Raw genomic sequence first — 18028 nt, 5'->3', positions numbered from 1 at the left:
GGCGTGCAGGCGAATCCGTTCGCCTGCACGCAGCTTACTGCTTCAGGCTCACCAGCTGCCTCATGACGCCGTCCAGGCCGCCGAACACGGTGAGCTTGTCGATCTTCTCGGTGATCTTCTCCAGCGCCTCCAGCTCCTTCAGGCGCATGAGCACCGGGCTCTCCTCGATCAGTCGCGCGGTGTTGAGCAGCGAACGCGTGGCGTTGGCCTCCTCGCGACGGCGGATCACGTTGGCCTGCGCCGACTTCTCCGCCTGCACGACCGCGTTGAGGATGTCCTTCATCTCGCCCGGCAGGATCACGTCCTTGACGCCGACGCCGAGCAACTCGGCACCGACCTCACCGACGCGACCGCGCACGTACGCGAAGATGTCCGCATCCAGCGACGCCTTGTCGCCGAGCAGTTCGTCCAGCGTCTTGGCGGACACCGCCTTGCGCAGGCCGAACTGCAGTTCGCGGTACACGTAGTCACCGTACTTGGCGACCTTCGTGATCGCGGCCACCGGATCGACGATGCGCACGCTCGCGGCAAGGTTCACGCGCAGGCTGACCTTGTCGCGCGTGAGCAGCTCCTGGCCGGAGACCTCGAGCGACTGCACGCGAAGATCGACCGCCTGCACGACGACGTTCTTCCGGAAATTCCAGAAGGCGTACGAACCCGCGCCGACGACCCGCGCGAGCTTGCCGTCGACGAACACCAGGCCGGCGAACTCGGCCGGCACCGCCAGCACGACGGCGACCTTTTCGAGCACACCGAGCTGGCGCAGGCGCGTGGCGACATCGTTCGGCACGTCCGGCTCGTCCTGCAGCGCGAGCGTGCGGATCGCCACGGCGATCGGGCCCTTCCAGTACAACCGGCGCGAGCCCGGCGCGAGCACCTCCTCGAGACGGCCGTTCTTCATCACCAGGCCGACCTCGTCCACGCCGATGTCGGCGAGCACGAAGGTTTCGGCTAGGCGCGCGCCCAGTGCATCGACCAGCGCGTTCTCGTCGCTGCCGACGTACTCGGCGCGCAGCGCGATGTTGTGCACCTTCACTTCGACCGCGCCGAACGGGTCGAACCACTTGTGCACGCCCGGCGCGATGACGCCTGCGAATTGACGGTTGCGATACACCAGGCCGCGCTCGCCGTCACCGATCACGACCTTCTTGGTCCAGAACATCGGAATGTCCTCCTTGTTGGCTCTGGTGGTCCGATCCGCTTGGTGCGCGAGGGATCGGTCGCCGCGTGTAGCTCGCTCCTTGCGCGAGTGCGCAGGAGGCGTGAGGTGCACAGCGCTGAAATGCCAGGCGCAGCGCACATCGAAAAAGTTGGAAACACCCCGTGACGCCGAACCCGCGGAGCACGTCGCGTTCGATGCATGCACTGCGAAGGCCGTCGAACCCCGATGCACGAACACGCCGTGCGATCGAAACGCGAACCACCAGCGCAGGCACGCCCTAGGGCGGCAGCCCGGCGGATCCACCGCTGCGGTTTCCGTTTCGCGCGACGCACGAAGCGACGCGTTCGGCGGAACACCGCAAGGGGTGTTTCCGTGGAGGGACTTTCGTCCCGGTGTGCAACGACGTGAAAGGTCGTTTGGAGCGGGAATCGAACCCGCGACTCTCAGGTTATTGGCCTGATGCTCTACCCGACTGAGCTATCCAGTGGTGGGCAAGCCGGACTCGAACCGGCGACCGATGGCATGCGCCATTGCTCTCCCGCTGAGCTACTGCCCTTGGCACGACGCACCGCAATGCATGCACGGCATGCGCCACGGCACGGCCGCGCGCACCGGGCAGGCACGGCTTCCGCCGCAAACCTGCACCGCTGTGGATGTACTGCGTGATGCGTCGTTCATTGCCGCCGCGTTCCATCGCGAACGATGGCCGAAGCGTCAATCCTGTTTGCGAATGCACCCGCCCGCCGCCCGCGCCGAAGCATCCAGGCGCAGCGCCGATGCGCTTCACGGCATTCCCCTCATCGGAACCAGCAATGCTCCGGATGCTTCGGGATGCGCGATGCAATCGCGTTGTGATCGTGTGTGACTGGCCTTTGCGAACGCTGGAAACAAAACGCCCCCGGGTGTGGACCCGAGGGCGTTCGCATTGCCTCGGGGAGATCGGGGTGACCGATCTCCCGTGTGCAGGAGATCAGTCGATGGACGTGCCTTCGTCCCGCAGTCGCGGCGCGAACGCGCACAGACCGCGGCCGTTCGGCTGCAGTGCGTGGCGCTTGGCGATGTGGGCGACGGCGTTCATGAGGATCGACTGACTCGAAAAGTTTGTGGTGCAACGAAGGTCGCGCAAGTTACGCATTCGTAAAAACGAATGCAAGACCGTTCGTCGGGAAATGAACGGTCGTATGCATGCAATGCGATCAGCGAATCAACGCAACAGCGGCGCGAGTTGCGTCCACACGTGATCGCGCAACTTCGGTTGCGCGCTCGCGACCGGATGCAGGTTGTCGTCCTGGAACGCGGTGCGATCGGTCGCGATGGGTTCCAGCAGGAACGGCAGCAACGCCACGCCGTGCTGTTTCGCCAGTGCGGTGTAGTTGTCGCTGAAGGCCTGCGTGTATTCGCGCCCAAGGTTCGGCGGCATGCGCATGCCGATCAGAAGCACCTTCGCGCCACTGTTCTTCGACGCGACGATCATGCGGTCGAGGTTCGCGCGCGATTGCGCCAGCGGCAATCCGCGCAGGCCGTCGTTCGCGCCGAGCTCGATCACCACGACCGCGGGCTTGTTGCGCTTGAGTTCGCCCTCGATGCGCGATGCGCCGCCGGCGGTGGTCTCGCCGCTGATGCTCGCATTCACCACGCGCCAGCCGGGTTTCGTCTTCGCGATGCGGTCCGCGGTCAGCGCGACCCATCCCTGCGACGCCGCGAGCCCGTACCCGGCCGACAGCGAATCGCCCATCACCAGCACCGCGCGCGCGGGCTGCGCGGCGGGCGCAGCCTTGGCCGACTGGGCGAAGGCGGGAAAGGCCACCGCCAGCATCAGCGACGCGGCCGCGACCCAGCCGATGGCACATTGCAGGCGGTGCGCAAGGCGCGCATATCCCCTATGGGCGGTGCCTGAACCGCGGGCGGTGGTCTTCTTAAAGAACATTTAATCCGCGCTCCCAATCATGATGTGGACGATGAACGAACAGAGCATAAGGACGAACATGGCCGATTCCATCGCACCGCGCACGCGGACTCAAGCGGCGCTTCAGGTGGCCTGCCTCGGCAAGCGCGTGATGCTGCCCTCGGGCGAGCTGATCATCCTGGACGAGGTCACGTTCGACATCGCGCCTGGCGATACGGTGGCGATAGTCGGCGCCTCCGGATCGGGCAAGAGCACGCTGCTGTCGCTGCTCGCGGGCCTGGATACGCCCAGCAGCGGCCGCGTGGTGCTGGACGGCGAGGCCTTGTCGACGCTGGATGAAGACGGCCGCGCGCGCGTTCGCGGCGAGAAGGTCGGCTTCGTGTTCCAGAACTTCCAGCTGCTGCCGTCGCTGACGGCGCTGGAAAACGTGATGCTTCCGCTCGAACTGCGCGGCGATCGCGACGTAGACGCGCCGGCACGCGCCATCCTGGAGAAGGTCGGGCTCGGACAACGTCTCAACCACTATCCGCGCCAGCTGTCCGGCGGCGAGCAGCAGCGCGTCGCGCTCGCGCGTGCGTTCGTCACGCGACCGTCGCTGCTGTTTGCCGACGAGCCCACCGGCAACCTCGACACGCATACGGGCCAGGCGATCATTGAACTGCTGTTCGAACTGAATGCGCAGGCCGGCACGACGCTCGTGCTGGTGACGCACGACGAGCACCTCGCGTCGCGCTGCGGACGACTGCTGCGCCTGGACAGCGGCCGACTGGTGGCGTCGTGAGCGCCGCCCCGAACGCGTTCGCGCTCGCGTGGCGCCAGCTGCGTCGCGATCTCGCGGCCGGCGACGTGCGCATCCTGATCGCGGCGCTCGTGCTCGCGGTGCTGGCCGTTACCGCGGTCGGCTTCGTCACCGATCGCGCCGAACGCGCGCTGGCGATCGAAGCCAACCGCCTGCTCGGCGGCGATGCGGTGGTGCGCGCGGATGCGCCCATCGCCGGCGCCATTCGCGAGGCCGCCAACGCGCCGCAACTGCAACGCACCGAAACCATCGAACTGCAGACGATGGTGCGCGTCGGCGAGCGACTGCAACTCGGCGATCTGCGCGCGCTGGGCGAAGGTTTTCCGTTGCGCGGCGCGTTCCGCGTGAGCGGCGCGGACGGCGTCGAGCGCGATGCCGATGCCGTGCCCGCACGCGGCACGATCTGGATGAGCCGCGCCGGCGCCGACACGCTCGGCGCGAAAACCGGCGACGAGATCGCGCTGGGCGATGCGAAGTTCCGTCTCGCGGCACTCGTCGTGCAGGAGCCCGACGCGACGCTGGATTACTTCAACGTCGCGCCGAAGGTGTTCCTCAACCTCGCCGACGTGCCGTCGACGGGGCTGGTGCAGGAAGGCAGCCGCATCCGCTATCGCCTCGTCGTCGCCGGCCCCGCATCGGCGGTGGAAACCTTCGTGCAGGAGGCGAAGCCCGCGCTCGGTCGCGGCCAGCGGCTGGAAACCATTTCCGATGCACGGCCCGAGATCCGCTCCGCGCTCGATCGCGCCGGCCGTTTCCTCGGCCTCGCCGCGCTCGTGTCGGTCGTGCTCGCCGCCGTCGCCGTGGCGATGGCCGCGCGACGCCACAGTGCGCGCCACCTGTCGGGCACGGCCGTCATGCGCTGCCTCGGCGCGAGCCAGCGCACGCTGGTCGGCATCCAGGTCGGCGAACTGCTGATGCTCGGCGTGATCGCGAGCACCATCGGCGTGCTGCTCGCGTTCGCGCTGCAATGGGCGATCGGCGGCTGGCTCGCGCAGGCGCTCAAGCTCTCGATTCCGCCGGCGAGCCTGATGCCGGCGTTGCAGGGATACGCCGTGGGGCTGGTGGTGCTGATGGCGTTCGGCGCGCCGCCGGTGCTCGCGCTGCGCCGCGTGCCGGCGCTGCGCGTGCTGCGTCGCGACCTGGATCCCACCGAGCCGAGCGCGTGGCTGGTCGGCATCGCCGGCTTCGTCGGCCTCGCCGCATTGCTGTGGTGGAAGGCGGGTTCGGCCGCGCTGGGCTTCTCGATGCTCGGCGGCATCGCCGCGACGCTGCTCGTGCTCGGGCTGCTGGCGTGGGCGCTGATCCTCGTCGTGAGGCGCGTGCGATCGCGCCTGCGCGGCAGCCTGCGCTACGGACTGGCGAACGTGAGCCGCCGCGCCGGCACGAGCATCGCGCAGGTGTCGGCGCTTGGCCTGGGCCTGATGGCGTTGTTGTTGCTCACCTTCGTGCGCACGGACCTGCTGGACCGCTGGCAGCTCGCGCTCGCAAGCGACGCGCCGAACCGCTTCATCATCAACGTGCAGGACGACCAGGTCGACGCGGTGCGCGCGTTCATCGCCGAACAGGGCGTGGCCGCGCCGACGCTGTATCCGATGATTCGCGGACGCCTGGTCGAACACAACGGCAAGCCCGTCACCGGCAAGGATTACCAGGAGCAGGGCGAGCGCGCGCAGCGCCTGGCCGAACGCGAGTTCAACCTGTCCGTCGCCGACCATCTGCGCGACGACAACCGCGTCACCGAAGGCACGTTCTGGACGGGCAAGCCCGCCAAACCCGAAGTGTCGGTCGAGGAGGAGTTCGCCAAGCGGCTGGGCTGGAAGATCGGCGACCGCATCGCGTTCGACATCGCCGGCCAGCCGTTCGAGGGGACCATCACCAGCCTGCGCAGCGTGGAATGGGAGAGCTTCCGGCCGAATTTCTTCGTGATCGCCTCGCCGGGCTCGATGGACGGTTTCCCTGCCAGCCACATCACGGCGGTGAGCGTGCCGCCGCAGCGCACGCGCTTCACCGCGGACCTGGTCGAGCGCTTCCCGAACCTGTCGGTCATCGACATCGACGCGGTGCTCAAGCAGGTACGCAGCACGGCGGACCAGGTGTCGACGGTGGTCGAGGTTGTCTTCTACTTCTCGCTGGTCGCCGGCCTGCTGGTGCTGATGGCGGCGGTGAGTGCGAGCCAGGATGAGCGCCTGCTCGAAGGCGGCGTGATGCGCGCCATCGGCGGCAGCCGCCGGCAGCTGCGGCTGGCGCAGGCGTCGGAATTCATCGCGATCGGGCTGCTGTCGGGCCTCGTCGCGGCGATCGCGGCATCGCTGCTCGCCGGCGTGGTCGCCACGCAGGTGTTCGACCTGCCGTGGGAAGCGGATTGGCGCATGGCGGCTGTCGGCGCAGTGGCGGGCGTGCTCGCGGCGCTACTCGCGGGGATGTTCGCGACGCGGCGCGTGCTGGATGCACCGCCGTCGGTGACGTTGCGGGAGTTGCAGAGCTGACGTCGTTGACGCCTTGGTCGCCCGGATGTGCGAAGCGTGCCCGGGGTGGGAGCGGCAGCCTCGGCACGTCGGTGCAGTGCGCTTGCGCCCTCATCCGCTTGCCGGCACCTTCTCCCGCGAACGGGAGAAGGGTCGCTTCCCCAGGCGATGCGCTCGGCGTCACCGTGGCGGCAACCTGGGCGTGCCCTCCGGCCTTGCCCCGGTTACAGGAGCGCTGGGTCGTCGGCTAGAAAACCTACTGCATCACCGCCTGCGGCTTCGCGCTGAAGCGGCGCGCGTAATCGCGCTCGTCGATGACGCGGTCCACTTCTTCCGTCGCCAGTTCCGGCGCGCCGTACACGGCATAGGCGATCTCGCCGTCGCGAACCCCGATCTGGTGCAACCGGTAGCGCGGGCGGCCGCCGCCGGTGTTCTCGGGGTAGTGCAGCGGCGGCTCGGCGCCGTCGATGTCCAGTTCGCTGTTGTCGACCGTACCGCCGACGAAAAGGGCGCGCATCGCGATTCTCCTTTTGGCTTTCGGCGATGGTGGCCCGCCGCGCGTTGAATCGGCATGAAGCCGTGGCCGGCCGCCGCATCGCGCACAGGTAGAATTGACCCCCATCACACCTTCGGACCTGCCCATGCGCGCCGACGTCGGCGACGACGCACTGGAAACCTTGTTCCTGCCGTTCATCGACGCCACGCTCGCGTGGCCGTCGTCCGGCGGCGCGCTGTTCCTGCGCGCGCGCGACGGCTGGCCGCTGCATCAGCGCGCCTGGCCGGGCCTGCGTTGCGAGCAGAGTTTCCGACCTGCCGCCGAGGCGCTGGAACGCTCGGGCCTGTCGCTGGCCGATGAAAACGAGACCTCGCGCGTGCCGCTCGTGCTCGTGCTGCCGCCGCGCCAGCGCGACGAAGCCCGTGCGCTCCTCGCGCGCGCCGTTGCCCGCTGCGCGCCGGGCGGGCGCGTCGTCGCGTGCGTGCCGAACAACGAGGGCGCGAAATCCGGTGAAGCGGACCTGGCGCGCATCGCGGGGCCGGTATCGAGCCTGTCGAAGAACAAATGCCGCGTGTTCTGGACGGCGCCCATCGACGGGCCCGCCGACGCCGCGCTCGCCACGCAGTGGGCCCGGGCCGATGCGCCGCGTCCCATCGCCGAGGGCCGCTTCACCAGCCGCCCCGGCGTGTTCGCGTGGGACCGCATCGACGCCGCATCGCGACTGCTCGCCTCGCACCTGCCGCACGACCTCGCCGGCCACGCGGCCGACCTGGGCGCCGGTTACGGCTATCTCACCGCGGAACTGCTGACGCGCTGCCCGGGCATCCGCGCCGTCGACCTTTACGAAGCGGAGCGTCGCGCGCTGGATCTGGCGCGCACGAACCTCGCGTCGTTCGCCGGGCGCGTCGCGCTGCAGTTCCACTGGCACGACGTCACGCGCGGCATCGATGGGCGCTACGACGTCATCGTCTGCAATCCGCCGTTCCATGCGCAGGGGCGCGGCGATCGTCCCGATATCGGGCGTCGTTTCATCGCCGTCGCCGCGCAGGCGCTGAACCCGGGCGGCCGCCTGTGGCTGGTGGCCAATCGCCACCTGCCGTACGAGGCCGAGCTGGATGCGCATTTCACGCGTGTGCGCACCGTCGCGCAGGACGGCGGGTTCAAGGTGGTCGAGGCGATGCGTTCGCCATGAGGATTCACTGAATGAAGCTGGTCAAACTCATCGCCAACCTCGGCTACGGAAGCCGGAAAGAGGTCGCGGCGATGTTCCGCGAAGGCCGCATCACCGATGCGCAGGGCGAGGTGCTCTACGCCGACGACAAGGTCGGCCACGAGGTCATCCGCATCGACGGCGAGCCGCTCGATCCGCCCGCCGGCATGACTCTGATGCTGCACAAGCCCGTCGGCTACACGTGTTCGACGAAGGATCCGGGGCGTGTGATCTACGACCTGCTGCCGCTGCGTTTCCGTGCGCGCTCGCCGCTGCTGTCGAGCGTGGGCCGCCTGGATCGCGACACCAGCGGGATGCTTCTGATGACCGACGACGGCGCGCTGCTGCATCGCATCGTCTCGCCGAAGGCGAAGCTCGCGAAGGTGTACGAGGCGACGCTCGCGCAGGACCTGCGCGGCGACGAGGGCGAGGTGTTCGCCAGCGGCACGCTGATGCTCGAATCGGAAACCACGCCGCTCGCGCCCGCGTCGCTCGACGTGCGCGACGCGCGCCACGCCGCGCTGACGCTCACCGAGGGCCGCTATCACCAGGTGCGGCGCATGTTCGCGGCGGTCGGCAACCACGTGGACGCGCTGCATCGCAGCCGCATCGGTGGACTGTCGCTGGGCGACCTGCCCGCCGGGCAGTGGCGGCTGCTCGACGCGGGCGACCTGGACGCGCTGTTCGGAGGCAAGGCATGAAGCTGGAGTTCACCCCCGCCGCGGTGCTGTTCGACATGGACGGCCTGATGATCGAAAGCGAGCGCGCGCTGCTGCAATGCTGGCGCGAGGCATCGCAGGAACTGGGGCTCGAGGTGGAGGACGCGCTGTGGCTGTCGTTCGTCGGCCTCTCCGATCGGGCGTGCCATGACCTGCTGCGGCAGCGCTTCGGCAACGAAGAAACGCTGCAGGCGCTGCTGCACGGGCTGCAGGTGCGCTACGACGCACACGTCGAGGCCGGCCTGCCGCTGAAGACGGGCGTGCTCGAACTGCTCGCGTTGCTGGAAGCGCGCGGCATCCCGCGCGCGGTCGTCACCTCGACGCGTCGCGAGCGCGCGTTGCAGAAGCTCACCACGACCGGACTGCTTCCGCATTTCCACGAAGTCGTCGCCGGCAACGAAGTGCAGCACACCAAGCCGGCGCCCGACATCTACCTGCTCGCGGCGAAGCGCCTCGGCGTGGCGCCGTCGCAATGCGTCGTGCTGGAAGATTCCGTGCCCGGCGTGCGTGCCGCGCTCGCGGCGGGGATGACGCCGATCCAGGTGCCGGACCTCGTGATTCCCGACGACGCCGTGCGCGCGCTCGGCCATCGCATCGTCGATTCGCTGGTGCACGCGCGGGCGTTGATCGAGCCCGCGCTGCGTCGCTGAACACTCAGCGCATCAGCTCGTCCCAGCCCTCGCGGCCAAGGTTTTCCAGGGTCGCGATGTTCCGCTCCACGATGACGTCCGGATCGGGAAACGCCGCCACCGCGCGGTCGATGCTCGCCTCGCGCAACAGGTGCAGCGTCGGGAACGGCGAGCGGTTGGTGAAGTTGCCCATCTCGTCGGCATAGGTGCCGGCGAACTGGTACTGCGGATGGAAGCTCGCGACCTGGATCTCGCCTTCCAGTCCGAGCGCGACGACGGCCGCGTCGGCGCGATCGAGGAAGTCGTTGTAGTCGAGGAAATCCGCCAGCACGTGCGGGTGCACGAGCAGCGTCGTATCGATGGCCTCGGGCTCGGCGGCGGCCAGCAGCGACAGCTCCGCGGCGAGTTCATCGAGCAGGGACTCCTGCGTGGTCGCTTCGCTTAGCACGAAGCGCACCTGCTGCTTCACGTACACCGCCTTGGCGAACGGGCACAGATTGAGCCCGATCACCGCGCGCTCCAGCCAGCGGCGGGTCTGCGCGATGGGGTCGTCTGTGTTCATCGCGCCGGCACGCGGATCAATCGCGGAAGTTCTCGAACTGCAGCGGGCGCTCAAACTCCACGCCGCGCAGCAGCGCAATGGCCGATTGCAGGTCGTCGCGCTTCTTGCCGGTGACGCGCAGCTTGTCGCCGTTGATCTGGCTTTCGACCTTCAGCTTGGCGTCCTTGATCGAGGCCTGGATCTTCTTCGCCAGTTCGCGCTCGATGCCCTGCTTGACGGTGATCTTCTGGCGCGCGCCGGCGAGGTTGGTTTCCACGTCGCCGAATTCCAGGCAACGCACGTCGATGCCGCGCGCGATCAACCGCGCGCGCAGGATGTCGTTCATCTGCTTGAGCTGGAAATCGCTCGGCGCGGACTGTGTGATGACCTGGTCTTCCAGCACGAACTTCGCGTCCACGCCCTTGAAATCGAAACGCGTGCCCAGTTCGCGATTGGCCTGGTCGACGGCGTTGGTCAGTTCGTGGCTCTCGACTTCGGAGACGATGTCGAAGGAAGGCATGGGTCGCTCCGCGGCTGTTTCGGGGGCGCAAAGGGTAGCGCAGCGGGCGCGAAGCTGCAGCGCTGGAACGCTGTGTCGACGGCGTGCCGACCATTGGCGCACGGCGCGGGAACATCGGCGCCACTAGACTTTCCGGATTCTCCCGCATCCAGGAACACCGATGTCCGCCACGCCCGCCTACGCCGCGCTCAGCGCCACCACGCCGCTGGAACCGTTCACCGTCGAGCGCCGCGAGCCCGGTCCGCGCGAGGTGCTGATCGACATCCTGTACTGCGGCGTCTGCCACTCCGACATCCACCAGGCGCGCGACGGCTGGGGCGGCGCGACCTTCCCGATGGTGCCGGGCCACGAGATCGTCGGCCGCGTCGCCAGGCTCGGCAGTGAGGTCACCGCGTTCACGATCGGCGAGGCGGTCGGCGTCGGCTGTTTCGTCGATTCGTGCCGCCAGTGCCCCTCGTGCGACGCCGGCGAGCAGCAGTACTGCGATTTCGGCATGACCGCCACGTACAACAGCTTCGAGCGCGACCCGGGCGATCGTCGCCGGCAGGACCGCAGCCGGCCGACCTACGGCGGCTATTCGACTCAGATCGTCGTCGACGCGGGCTACGTGCTGCGCATTCCGGAGTCGATCCCGCTCGATCGCGCCGCGCCGCTGCTGTGCGCCGGCATCACCACGTATTCGCCGCTGAAGCATTTCGGCGTCAAGCCGGGCGACCGCGTGGCCGTCGTCGGCCTGGGCGGGCTCGGCCACATGGCGGTGAAGCTCGCCGCCGCGATGGGCGCACACGTCACGGTGCTGAGCACGTCCGAATCCAAGCGCGACGACGCGCTCGCACTGGGCGCGCAGGATTTCGCCGCCACGCGCGACGGCACGGTGTTCAAGACGCTCGCGGGAAGCTTCGACTACATCCTGGACACCGTCTCGGCCGAACACGACTACAACGCCTACCTCAACCTGCTCAGGCTCGACGGCACGATGGTCCTGCTCGGCCTGCCGGAAGCGCCGGAGTCGGTCGCCGCGGGCGTGCTGATCCGCAAGCGTCGCCGCCTGGCCGGTTCGATGATCGGCGGCATCGCCGAAACGCAGGAAATGCTGGATTTCTGCGCCGCGCATGGCGTCGCGTCGGACATCGAACTGATCCGCATGGACCAGATCAACGAGGCCTACGAGCGCATGCTGAAGTCGGACGTGCGGTACCGCTTCGTGATCGACCTGGCTAGCCTGAAGTAGCGCAACGCCCCACGCTTTCGTAGCCCGGGGAAGCGAAGCGCACCCGGGTCCTGTCACGCGCAACCCGGATGCGCTTCGCTTACCCGGGCCACCGGGGCGCATGCCGGCCGCTGCGGCCCGCTATAGTGCCGGGCCCCACCCGCCGGTTCCCGCCATGTCCCCCTCCCGCAACGCGCACCAGGGCCGCGCCATGCTGACCATGCTGGTCGCCGTGGCGATGTTCGCGATGATGGATGCGGGCCTGAAGCAGCTCTCCACGCACTATCCGCCGTTCCAGGTGGCCTCGCTGCGCGGCGCGGCCTCCTTCCCGCTGGTGCTGGTGTGGGCGATCGCGACGGCCGGCGTCGCGCCGCTGCTGCGGGTGCGTTGGTCGCTGCACCTGCTGCGCGGCGTGCTGGGCGTGGCGATGATGGCGACCTTCGTCTTCGCCGTTTCCAAGCTGCCCCTGTCGACGACGTATTCGATCTTCTTCGTCGCGCCGCTGCTGATCACCGCGCTGTCGGTGCCGGTACTCGGCGAGAAGGTCGGGCCGCGTCGATGGACCGCGATCGCCATCGGCCTGGTCGGCGTCATCGTGCTGCTGCGACCGACCGGCGAGGGCATGATCAGCCTCGCCGCGCTGGCGGTGCTCGTGGCGGCGGTGATGTACGCGGTCAGCGCGATCACCGTGCGCATCCTCGCGCGCACCGACAGCACGCAGTCGATGATGGTCTGGCTGATGGCGATGATCGCGGTCGGCGCGGGCGTGCTGGCGTGGCCGGAATGGGTGGCAATCCGTCGCGAGGACTTCTGGCTGATCGCCGGCATCGGCGTGGCCGGGGCGCTGGGACAGTACGCGATCACCGAGGCGTTCCGCATGGGCGAGGCGTCGGCGATCGCGCCGCTGGAATACACCGCGCTGGTGTGGGGCGTGCTGTTCGACCTGACCTTCTGGGGCGTGTTGCCCGATGCGATCACCTGGATCGGCGCGGCGATCATCGTCGCCAGCGGGCTGTATTTGATCCGCCGCGAGAAGGTGCACGCCGAAGCGGAGCATCCCTGAGCGGTAAGCGCATCACACGCGTCGGGCAGTGGTCCGCTTCGTCGCGGTTTTAGCCACCTTCTTGACGGCTTTCTTGGCGATCTTTTTCGCGGCCTTCTTGACGGCCTTCGCGGGCGCTTTCGTCGCTACTTTCGGGACCGCTTTCCTCACGCGACTGATCGGTTCCGGCGGCGGCAGGCGTTCGCCGTAGAACACCTGGCAGGTCTCGCAGAAGAATGCGCGGCGCTGGAAATGCCCGAGTTTTGCGCGGTACGTCAACCGCGTGCCGTCGCGCGGGCAGATCGTCTTGGTATGTACCTGATAGTGCTTGCGAAGGACGTATTCCTTCTTCCAGCGCAGGAAATCGAAGCTGTACTCGCGCGCCTGGGTCACCAGTTCGCCGAGCTTGCGCGGGGACAGCGCACCGATTTGGCTCTCCGGATGCACGCGGATGCGGTGCAGCACTTCGTTCTTGATGATGTTGCCGACGCCGGAAAAGATCGTCTGGTCGAGCAACGCGTCGGCGGCGAGCAGCTTCGGCCTGGCCTTGAGTTTGCGGCGTGCCTTCTTCGGATCCCAGGCGTCGGCCATGACGTCCGCGCTCCAGTCGTAGACGGTGTCCAGGTCGCCTTCGACGTAACGAAGCGAGCACGCGTAGAAGTTCAGTTCATCGCCATCGGCGAACTGCAGGCTCATGCGCGGGGCGGCTTCGCGGCGCTCGTTGATGCGGTAGCTGCCAAACAGCATGAAGTGCACGCGCATCGCAAAGGAGGGGAAGCGGATGAGGAAATGCTTTCCCCAGCTGCACAGCGCGGTGATGCGCTCACCGCGCATGCGCTGCAGGTCGAGCCGGCTGTTGCCGGTGACCTGCTTCACCACGCGCCCTTGAAACCCTGCCGCCTCCTCGCGAAGGATGACGATCGTCGGGCCTTCAGGCACGGGCGGATCAGCGCTCGGTGCTGGCCGACAGCGCCGCGTTCAGCTGCGCGTTGCCGCTGACCAGGTCGGCCCAGCGCAGTTCCTGGCCGTTGCGGCGGCCCTTCTCGACCAGTTTCAGGCCATCGGCGTCGATGGTCAGGGTGTAGGCGCGTTCCTCGATCTGGATTTCGCGACGCAGGGGCTTGTCGAGCTTCGTGGTCATGCGCAACTCCTCGCAGGGGTGAATTCCGTGGGTCACCGCGACCCTACGGGGACGCGGTTAGGGTGGCGTGAACACGTTCAGCGCGCGGTCGAGCGCGGCGCGTGCCCGGCGTGAAGCCATGACGCCACCGAAACAAAACGGGCCCCGATCGGGGCCCGTTTCGTCATGCATGGAACGATGCGCCTTAGAAGCGGGCGCCCACGCCCACGCCGACCGTGACCGGATTCAGCTCGGCCTTGCCGACGTTGGCGCCGTCGACGGTGACGTTCGGCTGGCCGGTGGTGTCGTGCATGTAGCGCACGTCGGCGCGCGCGAACCAGGTCGGGGTGATGTTGACGTCCACGCCGGCGGTGGCCATCGCGCCCTTGGCGGTTTCCACGCCGATGCGCTGGCCGGCGAGCGCGCCGGTCGGCTCGGCCTTCTCGCCGTCGGTGTTGGCTTCGAAATAGCCCAGGCCCACGAACGGACGCACGATGCTCTGCGTGTTGCCGAAGTGGTACTGGCCGCTCAGCGCGTAGGGCTGCGTGTCGACGCTGGCGATCTTGCCGTTGGGCGTGCGCACGCGGTTGCCGAACTTGTCGGCCGCGCCCCACGCCTCGATGGCGATGTTGTCGGTGACGTAGTAGTTCGCGCTCAGGGTGGCGGCGCCGTCGCCGTCCACGGTGGTGCGCTCGCCGGCGATCAGCGGATTCTTGGTCGGTTCGGCCAGCGTGTAGCCGCCCACGACGGCGAAGCGCTTGCCGCTGGTATCGGGGCCGGTGATCTCCTGCGCAAAGGCAGGGGCGATGGCGAGGGTGGCCACGACGGCCAGGGTCAACTGACGAAAGTGCTTCATGGAGAAATCTCCTGTTATTGGTCTAGCGATCACGCCTTGGGGGAGGCTGCCTTGGAAAGGCGGCGCCAACGTAGCGACCGGCGAATGAACCGTTCTTGCGTCGCGATCGCGCGATCACGGAACTTTCGCGCGGTCGACTCGGGTCAACGCGGCGCGCGTGCTTGCCACTTTCGTGATGAATCGCGCTTGACCGCGGTCGCGCATCGTTGACGAAAGCTCGACGGCCCGGCGCACGGGGCGGTGTGTAAACGCGGTGGAGGACAACGCGCCGCGCAGGATGCAAGATGGAAACCCACGGAAAGGACGGGGGAGCGCTCCATGAATCGACAGTTAGCGTCGTGCGCGCTGTGCATCGCGTTCGTCGTCCCGCCGGCGATGGCGGCGGACGTCGAGCTCAACGCGTCGTGCGAGATCGACAGTGACTACGACCTGACCATCGACGAACGCAGCGTCATCCTCACCCGCGAATCGGGCGTGCCGCACGCCATCGTGATGCGCCAGGGGAAGCTGTTCGTCGACGACCGCTGGGTGGAGTTGAACGCCGCCGACCGGCAACGCATCGCCGACTTCGAACGCGGCGCGCGTGCCGCGATGCCGGAAGCGCAGGCGATCGGGCGCGACGCCGCCGACATCGCCTTCACCGTGCTGGGCGAGGTGGCCGCCGGGTTTGCGAGCGACCCCAAGTTGGTGAAGCAGAAGCTCGATCGCGCGCGCTCGCAGATCGACGCGCGGCTGGCGCGGTCGGTCACCCCCACCCGGTTCAATGGCCGCGAGCTCGGCGACGGCATTGGCGAAGCGGTCGCCGAGGTGATCCCGAGCATGATCGGCGACATCGTGTCCGGGGCGATCGGCGCCGCCTTCAGTGGCGACGCGTCGCGGCTCAAGCGGCTGGAGGATCTCGACGCGCAGATCGATGCCCGCGTTGAACCCCGTGCCCGGGCGCTGGAAGCACGCGCCGACGGTCTGTGCCGGCGCCTGGTCGAACTGGACCGCATCGACGATGCGCTCGAGTTCCGCCTTGCCGACGGGCAACCGCTGTCCATGCTCCGGGCCCACCGGTCCGGCGATCCCACGCCCGCCGCCGACGCCGCCGAAGAGGCCGCCCGGGCGGGCGAGCAGGGCGAGACGACACGCTGAGTACCGGATACCGGTACGTACGGAAGTCTTGGTTGGCGCATGGGCCGGCAAACCGCACAATAGGGTTTTCGCGTCTGCGGGACCCCCCACAATGGCTGAGCTCAAAGAAGCACGCGTTCCCGACATCGGGAACTACGACGGCGTGCCGGTGATCGAACTGCTGGTCGCGGTAGGCGACACGGTGAAGCTGGACCAGGGACTGGTCACGCTCGAATCGGACAAGGCCACGATGGAGGTTCCGGCGCCGTTCGCCGGCGTCATCCGCGAGATCAAGGTCAAGATCGGCGACGAGCTCGCCGAAGGCAGCGTGGTGGCGCTGATCGAGCCGACCGACGCCGCGCCTGCCGCCGAAGCGCCGAAGGCGGAAGCACCGAAGGCCGAAGCCGCGCCGGCGAAGGCCGCCGCCCCGGCCCGTGCCGAACCCGCCGCGCCATCGCAGCAGGTCAAGGCATCCGAGACCGGCACCAGTGTCGAGCCCGTCGTCGTGCCGCAGCAGGCCGACCGCATCGCCCAGGCGTCCATCGACGCCTCGCGTCCGGGCGTGGACCCGGAAGCCATGCCGCCGCGCAGCCCGCCGGTCACTTTCGACTCCAACGAACTGATGCCCGACAAGGTGCCGTACGCCAGCCCGTCGGTGCGCCTGTTCGCGCGCGAGCTTGGCGTCGACCTGTCGCAGGTCTCGGGCAGCGAACGCGGTGGCCGCATCAGCCGCGAGGACGTGCAGAAGTTCGTGAAGTCGGTCATGGAAGGCGGCGCTGCACCGTCGGCCGGCGCCGCGCCGATCGCCGGTGGCGGTGGGCTCAACCTGTTGCCGTGGCCGAAGGTCGACTTCGCCAAGTTCGGCGAAATCGAAAGCAAGCCGCTGTCGCGCATCCAGAAGCTGTCCGGCGCGAACCTCGCGCGCAACTGGGCGATGATCCCGCACGTCACGCAGCACGACGATGCCGACATCACCGACCTGGAAGAGCTGCGCGTCGCGCTCAACAAGGAAAACGAGAAGAGCGGCGTCAAGCTCACCATGCTCGCCTTCCTGATGAAGGCGTCGGTGGCGGCGATGCAGAAGTACCCGACGTTCAACGCCTCGCTCGACGGTTCGGGCGAGAACCTCGTGCTCAAGAAATACTTCCACATCGGCTTCGCCGCCGACACGCCCAACGGCCTGGTCGTGCCGGTGGTGCGCGACGTCGACAGGAAGGGCGTGCTGCAGATCGCGCAGGAAACCTCGGAGCTGGCGAAGAAGGCCCGCGACGGCAAGCTCGGCCCCGCCGACATGAGCGGCGGCTGCTTCTCGATCAGCTCGCTGGGCGGCATCGGCGGCACCAAGTTCACGCCGATCGTCAACGCACCGGAAGTCGCGATCCTCGGCGTGTCCAAGTCGGCGATCCGCCCGGTGTGGGACGGCAAGCAGTTCGCGCCGCGCCTGATCCTGCCGCTGTCGCTGAGCTACGACCACCGCGTCATCGACGGCGCCGCGGCCGCACGTTTCACCGCATACCTGGCGCAGCTGCTGGCCGACATGCGGCGCGTGCTGCTGTGACGCAGCGCGCGCTGGGCCTGGCGATGGCGGCATTGGCCGCCCTGGCAACGACGTCCGCCGTGCACGCGCAGGATGCATGCACGCTCGACATCGGCCGCGGCTGGCCGCCGGCGACGGAGAACTACGGCACCGCCGTGGAGCAGCTGTTCTTCGGGGGCACCCGGCCCGTGCTGAGCCTGACCCGCCTGCCCGCGCGCAGCGTGGAAAGCGGCGTGCAGCTCTATGCCGGCGAAGGCGAGGGCGACTGGCGCCTGCGCTTCACGCAGGCCGACGAGCGCGTCGAGGTCTGGAGCGGCGGCAAACGCGAACTGCGCGTGGGCCAGCAGCCCGACGTGGTCGAAGTGCCGATGCCGGCCGCGCTCGCGCGTCGCGTCGTCACCGACTGGCAGCGCGCGCTCGGCACGCAGGTGCCGGCCGATCGCGCCGCGCAGTTCCACGACGGCGAAGTCCTGCTGTTCGTCGTCGACGACACGGCCACCGGCCAGCCGCTGCGTTTCAGCGGCCTGCAGCCCGGCTGCGGCCCGGCCGCCGAACTCATGGAGCAGGTCGGCCTGCTGATCGAGGCGACCGACGACAGCGACGAAAAGCGCTTCAAGCGTTGGCGCGAACTCGAAGAGTCGCTGGACCAACTCGAACTGCAATTGGAACAGACGCTCGCCGGCGCCACCGGCTGAGCCGC

The 18028-nt window shown here is 68.3% G+C and carries 18 protein-coding genes, 2 tRNA genes and 1 pseudogene; 11 read left to right on the top strand and 10 right to left on the bottom strand.

Annotated features, from left to right (window positions below; translation table 11 throughout):
- Positions 1-34 precede the first annotated feature (34 nt).
- The 3 genes from LA521A_RS17420 to LA521A_RS17410 form a co-directional block, all read right to left on the bottom strand.
- Positions 35-1162 carry a slipin family protein gene (locus LA521A_RS17420; RefSeq protein ID WP_281780100.1) on the bottom strand — a complete coding sequence of 376 codons (1128 nt, stop codon included), beginning with the start codon at positions 1160-1162 and terminating at the stop codon, positions 35-37.
- A 416-nt stretch (positions 1163-1578) separates the two neighbouring features.
- Positions 1579-1646, bottom strand: a tRNA-Ile gene (locus tag LA521A_RS17415).
- Between the two features lies 1 nt (position 1647).
- A tRNA-OTHER gene (locus tag LA521A_RS17410) sits at positions 1648-1717 on the bottom strand.
- Positions 1718-1748: 31 nt separating this feature from the next.
- On the opposite strand from LA521A_RS17410, the gene LA521A_RS17405 reads away from it, so the two are divergent.
- Positions 1749-2027, top strand: coding sequence for a hypothetical protein (locus tag LA521A_RS17405; RefSeq protein WP_281780099.1), 279 nt, complete (start codon positions 1749-1751; stop codon positions 2025-2027).
- Positions 2028-2366: 339 nt separating this feature from the next.
- On the opposite strand, the gene LA521A_RS17400 is transcribed toward LA521A_RS17405, so the two are convergent.
- On the bottom strand, positions 2367-3089 hold the full coding sequence (locus LA521A_RS17400; protein ID WP_281780098.1) for an arylesterase: 723 nt from the start codon (positions 3087-3089) through the stop codon (positions 2367-2369).
- A gap of 58 nt (positions 3090-3147) precedes the next feature.
- Here LA521A_RS17400 and LA521A_RS17395 point away from each other — a divergent pair, with 58 nt between their 5' ends.
- Positions 3148-3849, top strand: coding sequence for an ABC transporter ATP-binding protein (locus LA521A_RS17395; RefSeq protein ID WP_281780097.1), 702 nt, complete (start codon positions 3148-3150; stop codon positions 3847-3849).
- Positions 3846-6353 (top strand): ABC transporter permease, encoded by a 2508-nt coding sequence (locus tag LA521A_RS17390; RefSeq protein WP_281780096.1) that lies wholly within the window; start codon positions 3846-3848, stop codon positions 6351-6353. The genes LA521A_RS17395 and LA521A_RS17390 overlap by 4 nt, the downstream gene beginning before the upstream one ends.
- A gap of 235 nt (positions 6354-6588) precedes the next feature.
- Here LA521A_RS17390 and LA521A_RS17385 read toward each other — a convergent pair whose 3' ends face one another.
- Positions 6589-6849, bottom strand: a complete 261-nt coding sequence (locus LA521A_RS17385; protein WP_281780095.1) for a hypothetical protein — start codon at positions 6847-6849, stop codon at positions 6589-6591.
- 124 nt (positions 6850-6973) lie between these two features.
- On the opposite strand from LA521A_RS17385, the gene LA521A_RS17380 reads away from it, so the two are divergent.
- From LA521A_RS17380 to LA521A_RS17370, 3 genes are read left to right on the top strand one after another with little or no spacing between them, the layout of a single operon-like run.
- On the top strand, positions 6974-8020 hold the full coding sequence (locus LA521A_RS17380) for a class I SAM-dependent methyltransferase (RefSeq protein WP_281780094.1): 1047 nt from the start codon (positions 6974-6976) through the stop codon (positions 8018-8020).
- A gap of 11 nt (positions 8021-8031) precedes the next feature.
- Positions 8032-8739, top strand: coding sequence for a pseudouridine synthase (locus LA521A_RS17375; protein WP_281780093.1), 708 nt, complete (start codon positions 8032-8034; stop codon positions 8737-8739).
- Positions 8736-9407: an HAD family hydrolase gene (locus LA521A_RS17370; protein WP_281780092.1), complete on the top strand. Its 672-nt coding sequence runs from the start codon at positions 8736-8738 to the stop codon at positions 9405-9407. The genes LA521A_RS17375 and LA521A_RS17370 overlap by 4 nt, the downstream gene beginning before the upstream one ends.
- A gap of 4 nt (positions 9408-9411) precedes the next feature.
- On the opposite strand, the gene LA521A_RS17365 is transcribed toward LA521A_RS17370, so the two are convergent.
- The gene (locus LA521A_RS17365; RefSeq protein WP_281780091.1) at positions 9412-9948 is read right to left on the bottom strand and encodes a DUF1415 domain-containing protein; all 537 of its coding nucleotides are present in this window, start codon (positions 9946-9948) and stop codon (positions 9412-9414) included.
- A 16-nt stretch (positions 9949-9964) separates the two neighbouring features.
- Positions 9965-10447 carry a YajQ family cyclic di-GMP-binding protein gene (locus LA521A_RS17360; protein WP_281780090.1) on the bottom strand — a complete coding sequence of 161 codons (483 nt, stop codon included), beginning with the start codon at positions 10445-10447 and terminating at the stop codon, positions 9965-9967.
- A gap of 160 nt (positions 10448-10607) precedes the next feature.
- On the opposite strand from LA521A_RS17360, the gene LA521A_RS17355 reads away from it, so the two are divergent.
- Positions 10608-11678 carry an NAD(P)-dependent alcohol dehydrogenase gene (locus tag LA521A_RS17355; protein WP_281780089.1) on the top strand — a complete coding sequence of 357 codons (1071 nt, stop codon included), beginning with the start codon at positions 10608-10610 and terminating at the stop codon, positions 11676-11678.
- Between the two features lie 199 nt (positions 11679-11877).
- Positions 11878-12720: a DMT family transporter gene (locus tag LA521A_RS17350; protein WP_425494610.1), complete on the top strand. Its 843-nt coding sequence runs from the start codon at positions 11878-11880 to the stop codon at positions 12718-12720.
- A gap of 186 nt (positions 12721-12906) precedes the next feature.
- On the opposite strand, the pseudogene LA521A_RS17345 reads toward LA521A_RS17350, so the two are convergent.
- From LA521A_RS17345 to LA521A_RS17335, 3 genes and pseudogenes are all read right to left on the bottom strand, one after another.
- Positions 12907-13638 (bottom strand): annotated as a pseudogene (locus LA521A_RS17345) (DNA-formamidopyrimidine glycosylase family protein); the annotation flags it as partial.
- 7 nt (positions 13639-13645) lie between these two features.
- Positions 13646-13840 (bottom strand): hypothetical protein, encoded by a 195-nt coding sequence (locus LA521A_RS17340; protein ID WP_115841930.1) that lies wholly within the window; start codon positions 13838-13840, stop codon positions 13646-13648.
- Between the two features lie 184 nt (positions 13841-14024).
- A complete protein-coding gene (locus LA521A_RS17335) occupies positions 14025-14675 on the bottom strand; it encodes an OmpW/AlkL family protein (protein WP_281780087.1) in 651 nt (216 codons plus the stop codon).
- A gap of 375 nt (positions 14676-15050) precedes the next feature.
- Between LA521A_RS17335 and LA521A_RS17330 the strand changes: the two genes are divergently transcribed.
- Genes LA521A_RS17330 through LA521A_RS17320 form a run of 3 tightly spaced genes read left to right on the top strand, consistent with a single transcriptional unit; the run spans position 15051 to position 18023 of the window.
- On the top strand, positions 15051-15812 hold the full coding sequence (locus LA521A_RS17330) for a DUF2884 family protein (RefSeq protein ID WP_281780086.1): 762 nt from the start codon (positions 15051-15053) through the stop codon (positions 15810-15812).
- Positions 15694-17349, top strand: coding sequence for a dihydrolipoyllysine-residue acetyltransferase (locus LA521A_RS17325; protein ID WP_425494540.1), 1656 nt, complete (start codon positions 15694-15696; stop codon positions 17347-17349). The genes LA521A_RS17330 and LA521A_RS17325 overlap by 119 nt, the downstream gene beginning before the upstream one ends.
- Positions 17346-18023 carry a hypothetical protein gene (locus LA521A_RS17320; protein ID WP_281780084.1) on the top strand — a complete coding sequence of 226 codons (678 nt, stop codon included), beginning with the start codon at positions 17346-17348 and terminating at the stop codon, positions 18021-18023. The genes LA521A_RS17325 and LA521A_RS17320 overlap by 4 nt, the downstream gene beginning before the upstream one ends.
- Positions 18024-18028: the final 5 nt, after the last annotated feature.

This window comes from Lysobacter auxotrophicus (assembly GCF_027924565.1).
Lineage (GTDB): Bacteria > Pseudomonadota > Gammaproteobacteria > Xanthomonadales > Xanthomonadaceae > Lysobacter_J > Lysobacter_J auxotrophicus.
The sequence above is the reverse complement of the archived record's forward strand: the minus strand, read 5'-3'. Positions and strand labels throughout refer to the sequence as shown.

Coding starts and splice junctions, on each gene's coding strand:
- LA521A_RS17420 (WP_281780100.1), bottom strand. CDS start 1,162: ATGTTCTGGACCAAGAAGGTCGTGATCGGTGACGGCGAGCGCGGCCTG.
- LA521A_RS17405 (WP_281780099.1), top strand. CDS start 1,749: ATGCGCCACGGCACGGCCGCGCGCACCGGGCAGGCACGGCTTCCGCCG.
- LA521A_RS17400 (WP_281780098.1), bottom strand. CDS start 3,089: ATGTTCTTTAAGAAGACCACCGCCCGCGGTTCAGGCACCGCCCATAGG.
- LA521A_RS17395 (WP_281780097.1), top strand. CDS start 3,148: ATGGCCGATTCCATCGCACCGCGCACGCGGACTCAAGCGGCGCTTCAG.
- LA521A_RS17385 (WP_281780095.1), bottom strand. CDS start 6,849: ATGCGCGCCCTTTTCGTCGGCGGTACGGTCGACAACAGCGAACTGGAC.
- LA521A_RS17380 (WP_281780094.1), top strand. CDS start 6,974: ATGCGCGCCGACGTCGGCGACGACGCACTGGAAACCTTGTTCCTGCCG.
- LA521A_RS17375 (WP_281780093.1), top strand. CDS start 8,032: ATGAAGCTGGTCAAACTCATCGCCAACCTCGGCTACGGAAGCCGGAAA.
- LA521A_RS17370 (WP_281780092.1), top strand. CDS start 8,736: ATGAAGCTGGAGTTCACCCCCGCCGCGGTGCTGTTCGACATGGACGGC.
- LA521A_RS17365 (WP_281780091.1), bottom strand. CDS start 9,948: ATGAACACAGACGACCCCATCGCGCAGACCCGCCGCTGGCTGGAGCGC.
- LA521A_RS17360 (WP_281780090.1), bottom strand. CDS start 10,447: ATGCCTTCCTTCGACATCGTCTCCGAAGTCGAGAGCCACGAACTGACC.
- LA521A_RS17355 (WP_281780089.1), top strand. CDS start 10,608: ATGTCCGCCACGCCCGCCTACGCCGCGCTCAGCGCCACCACGCCGCTG.
- LA521A_RS17350 (WP_425494610.1), top strand. CDS start 11,878: ATGCTGGTCGCCGTGGCGATGTTCGCGATGATGGATGCGGGCCTGAAG.
- LA521A_RS17340 (WP_115841930.1), bottom strand. CDS start 13,840: ATGACCACGAAGCTCGACAAGCCCCTGCGTCGCGAAATCCAGATCGAG.
- LA521A_RS17335 (WP_281780087.1), bottom strand. CDS start 14,675: ATGAAGCACTTTCGTCAGTTGACCCTGGCCGTCGTGGCCACCCTCGCC.
- LA521A_RS17330 (WP_281780086.1), top strand. CDS start 15,051: ATGGCGGCGGACGTCGAGCTCAACGCGTCGTGCGAGATCGACAGTGAC.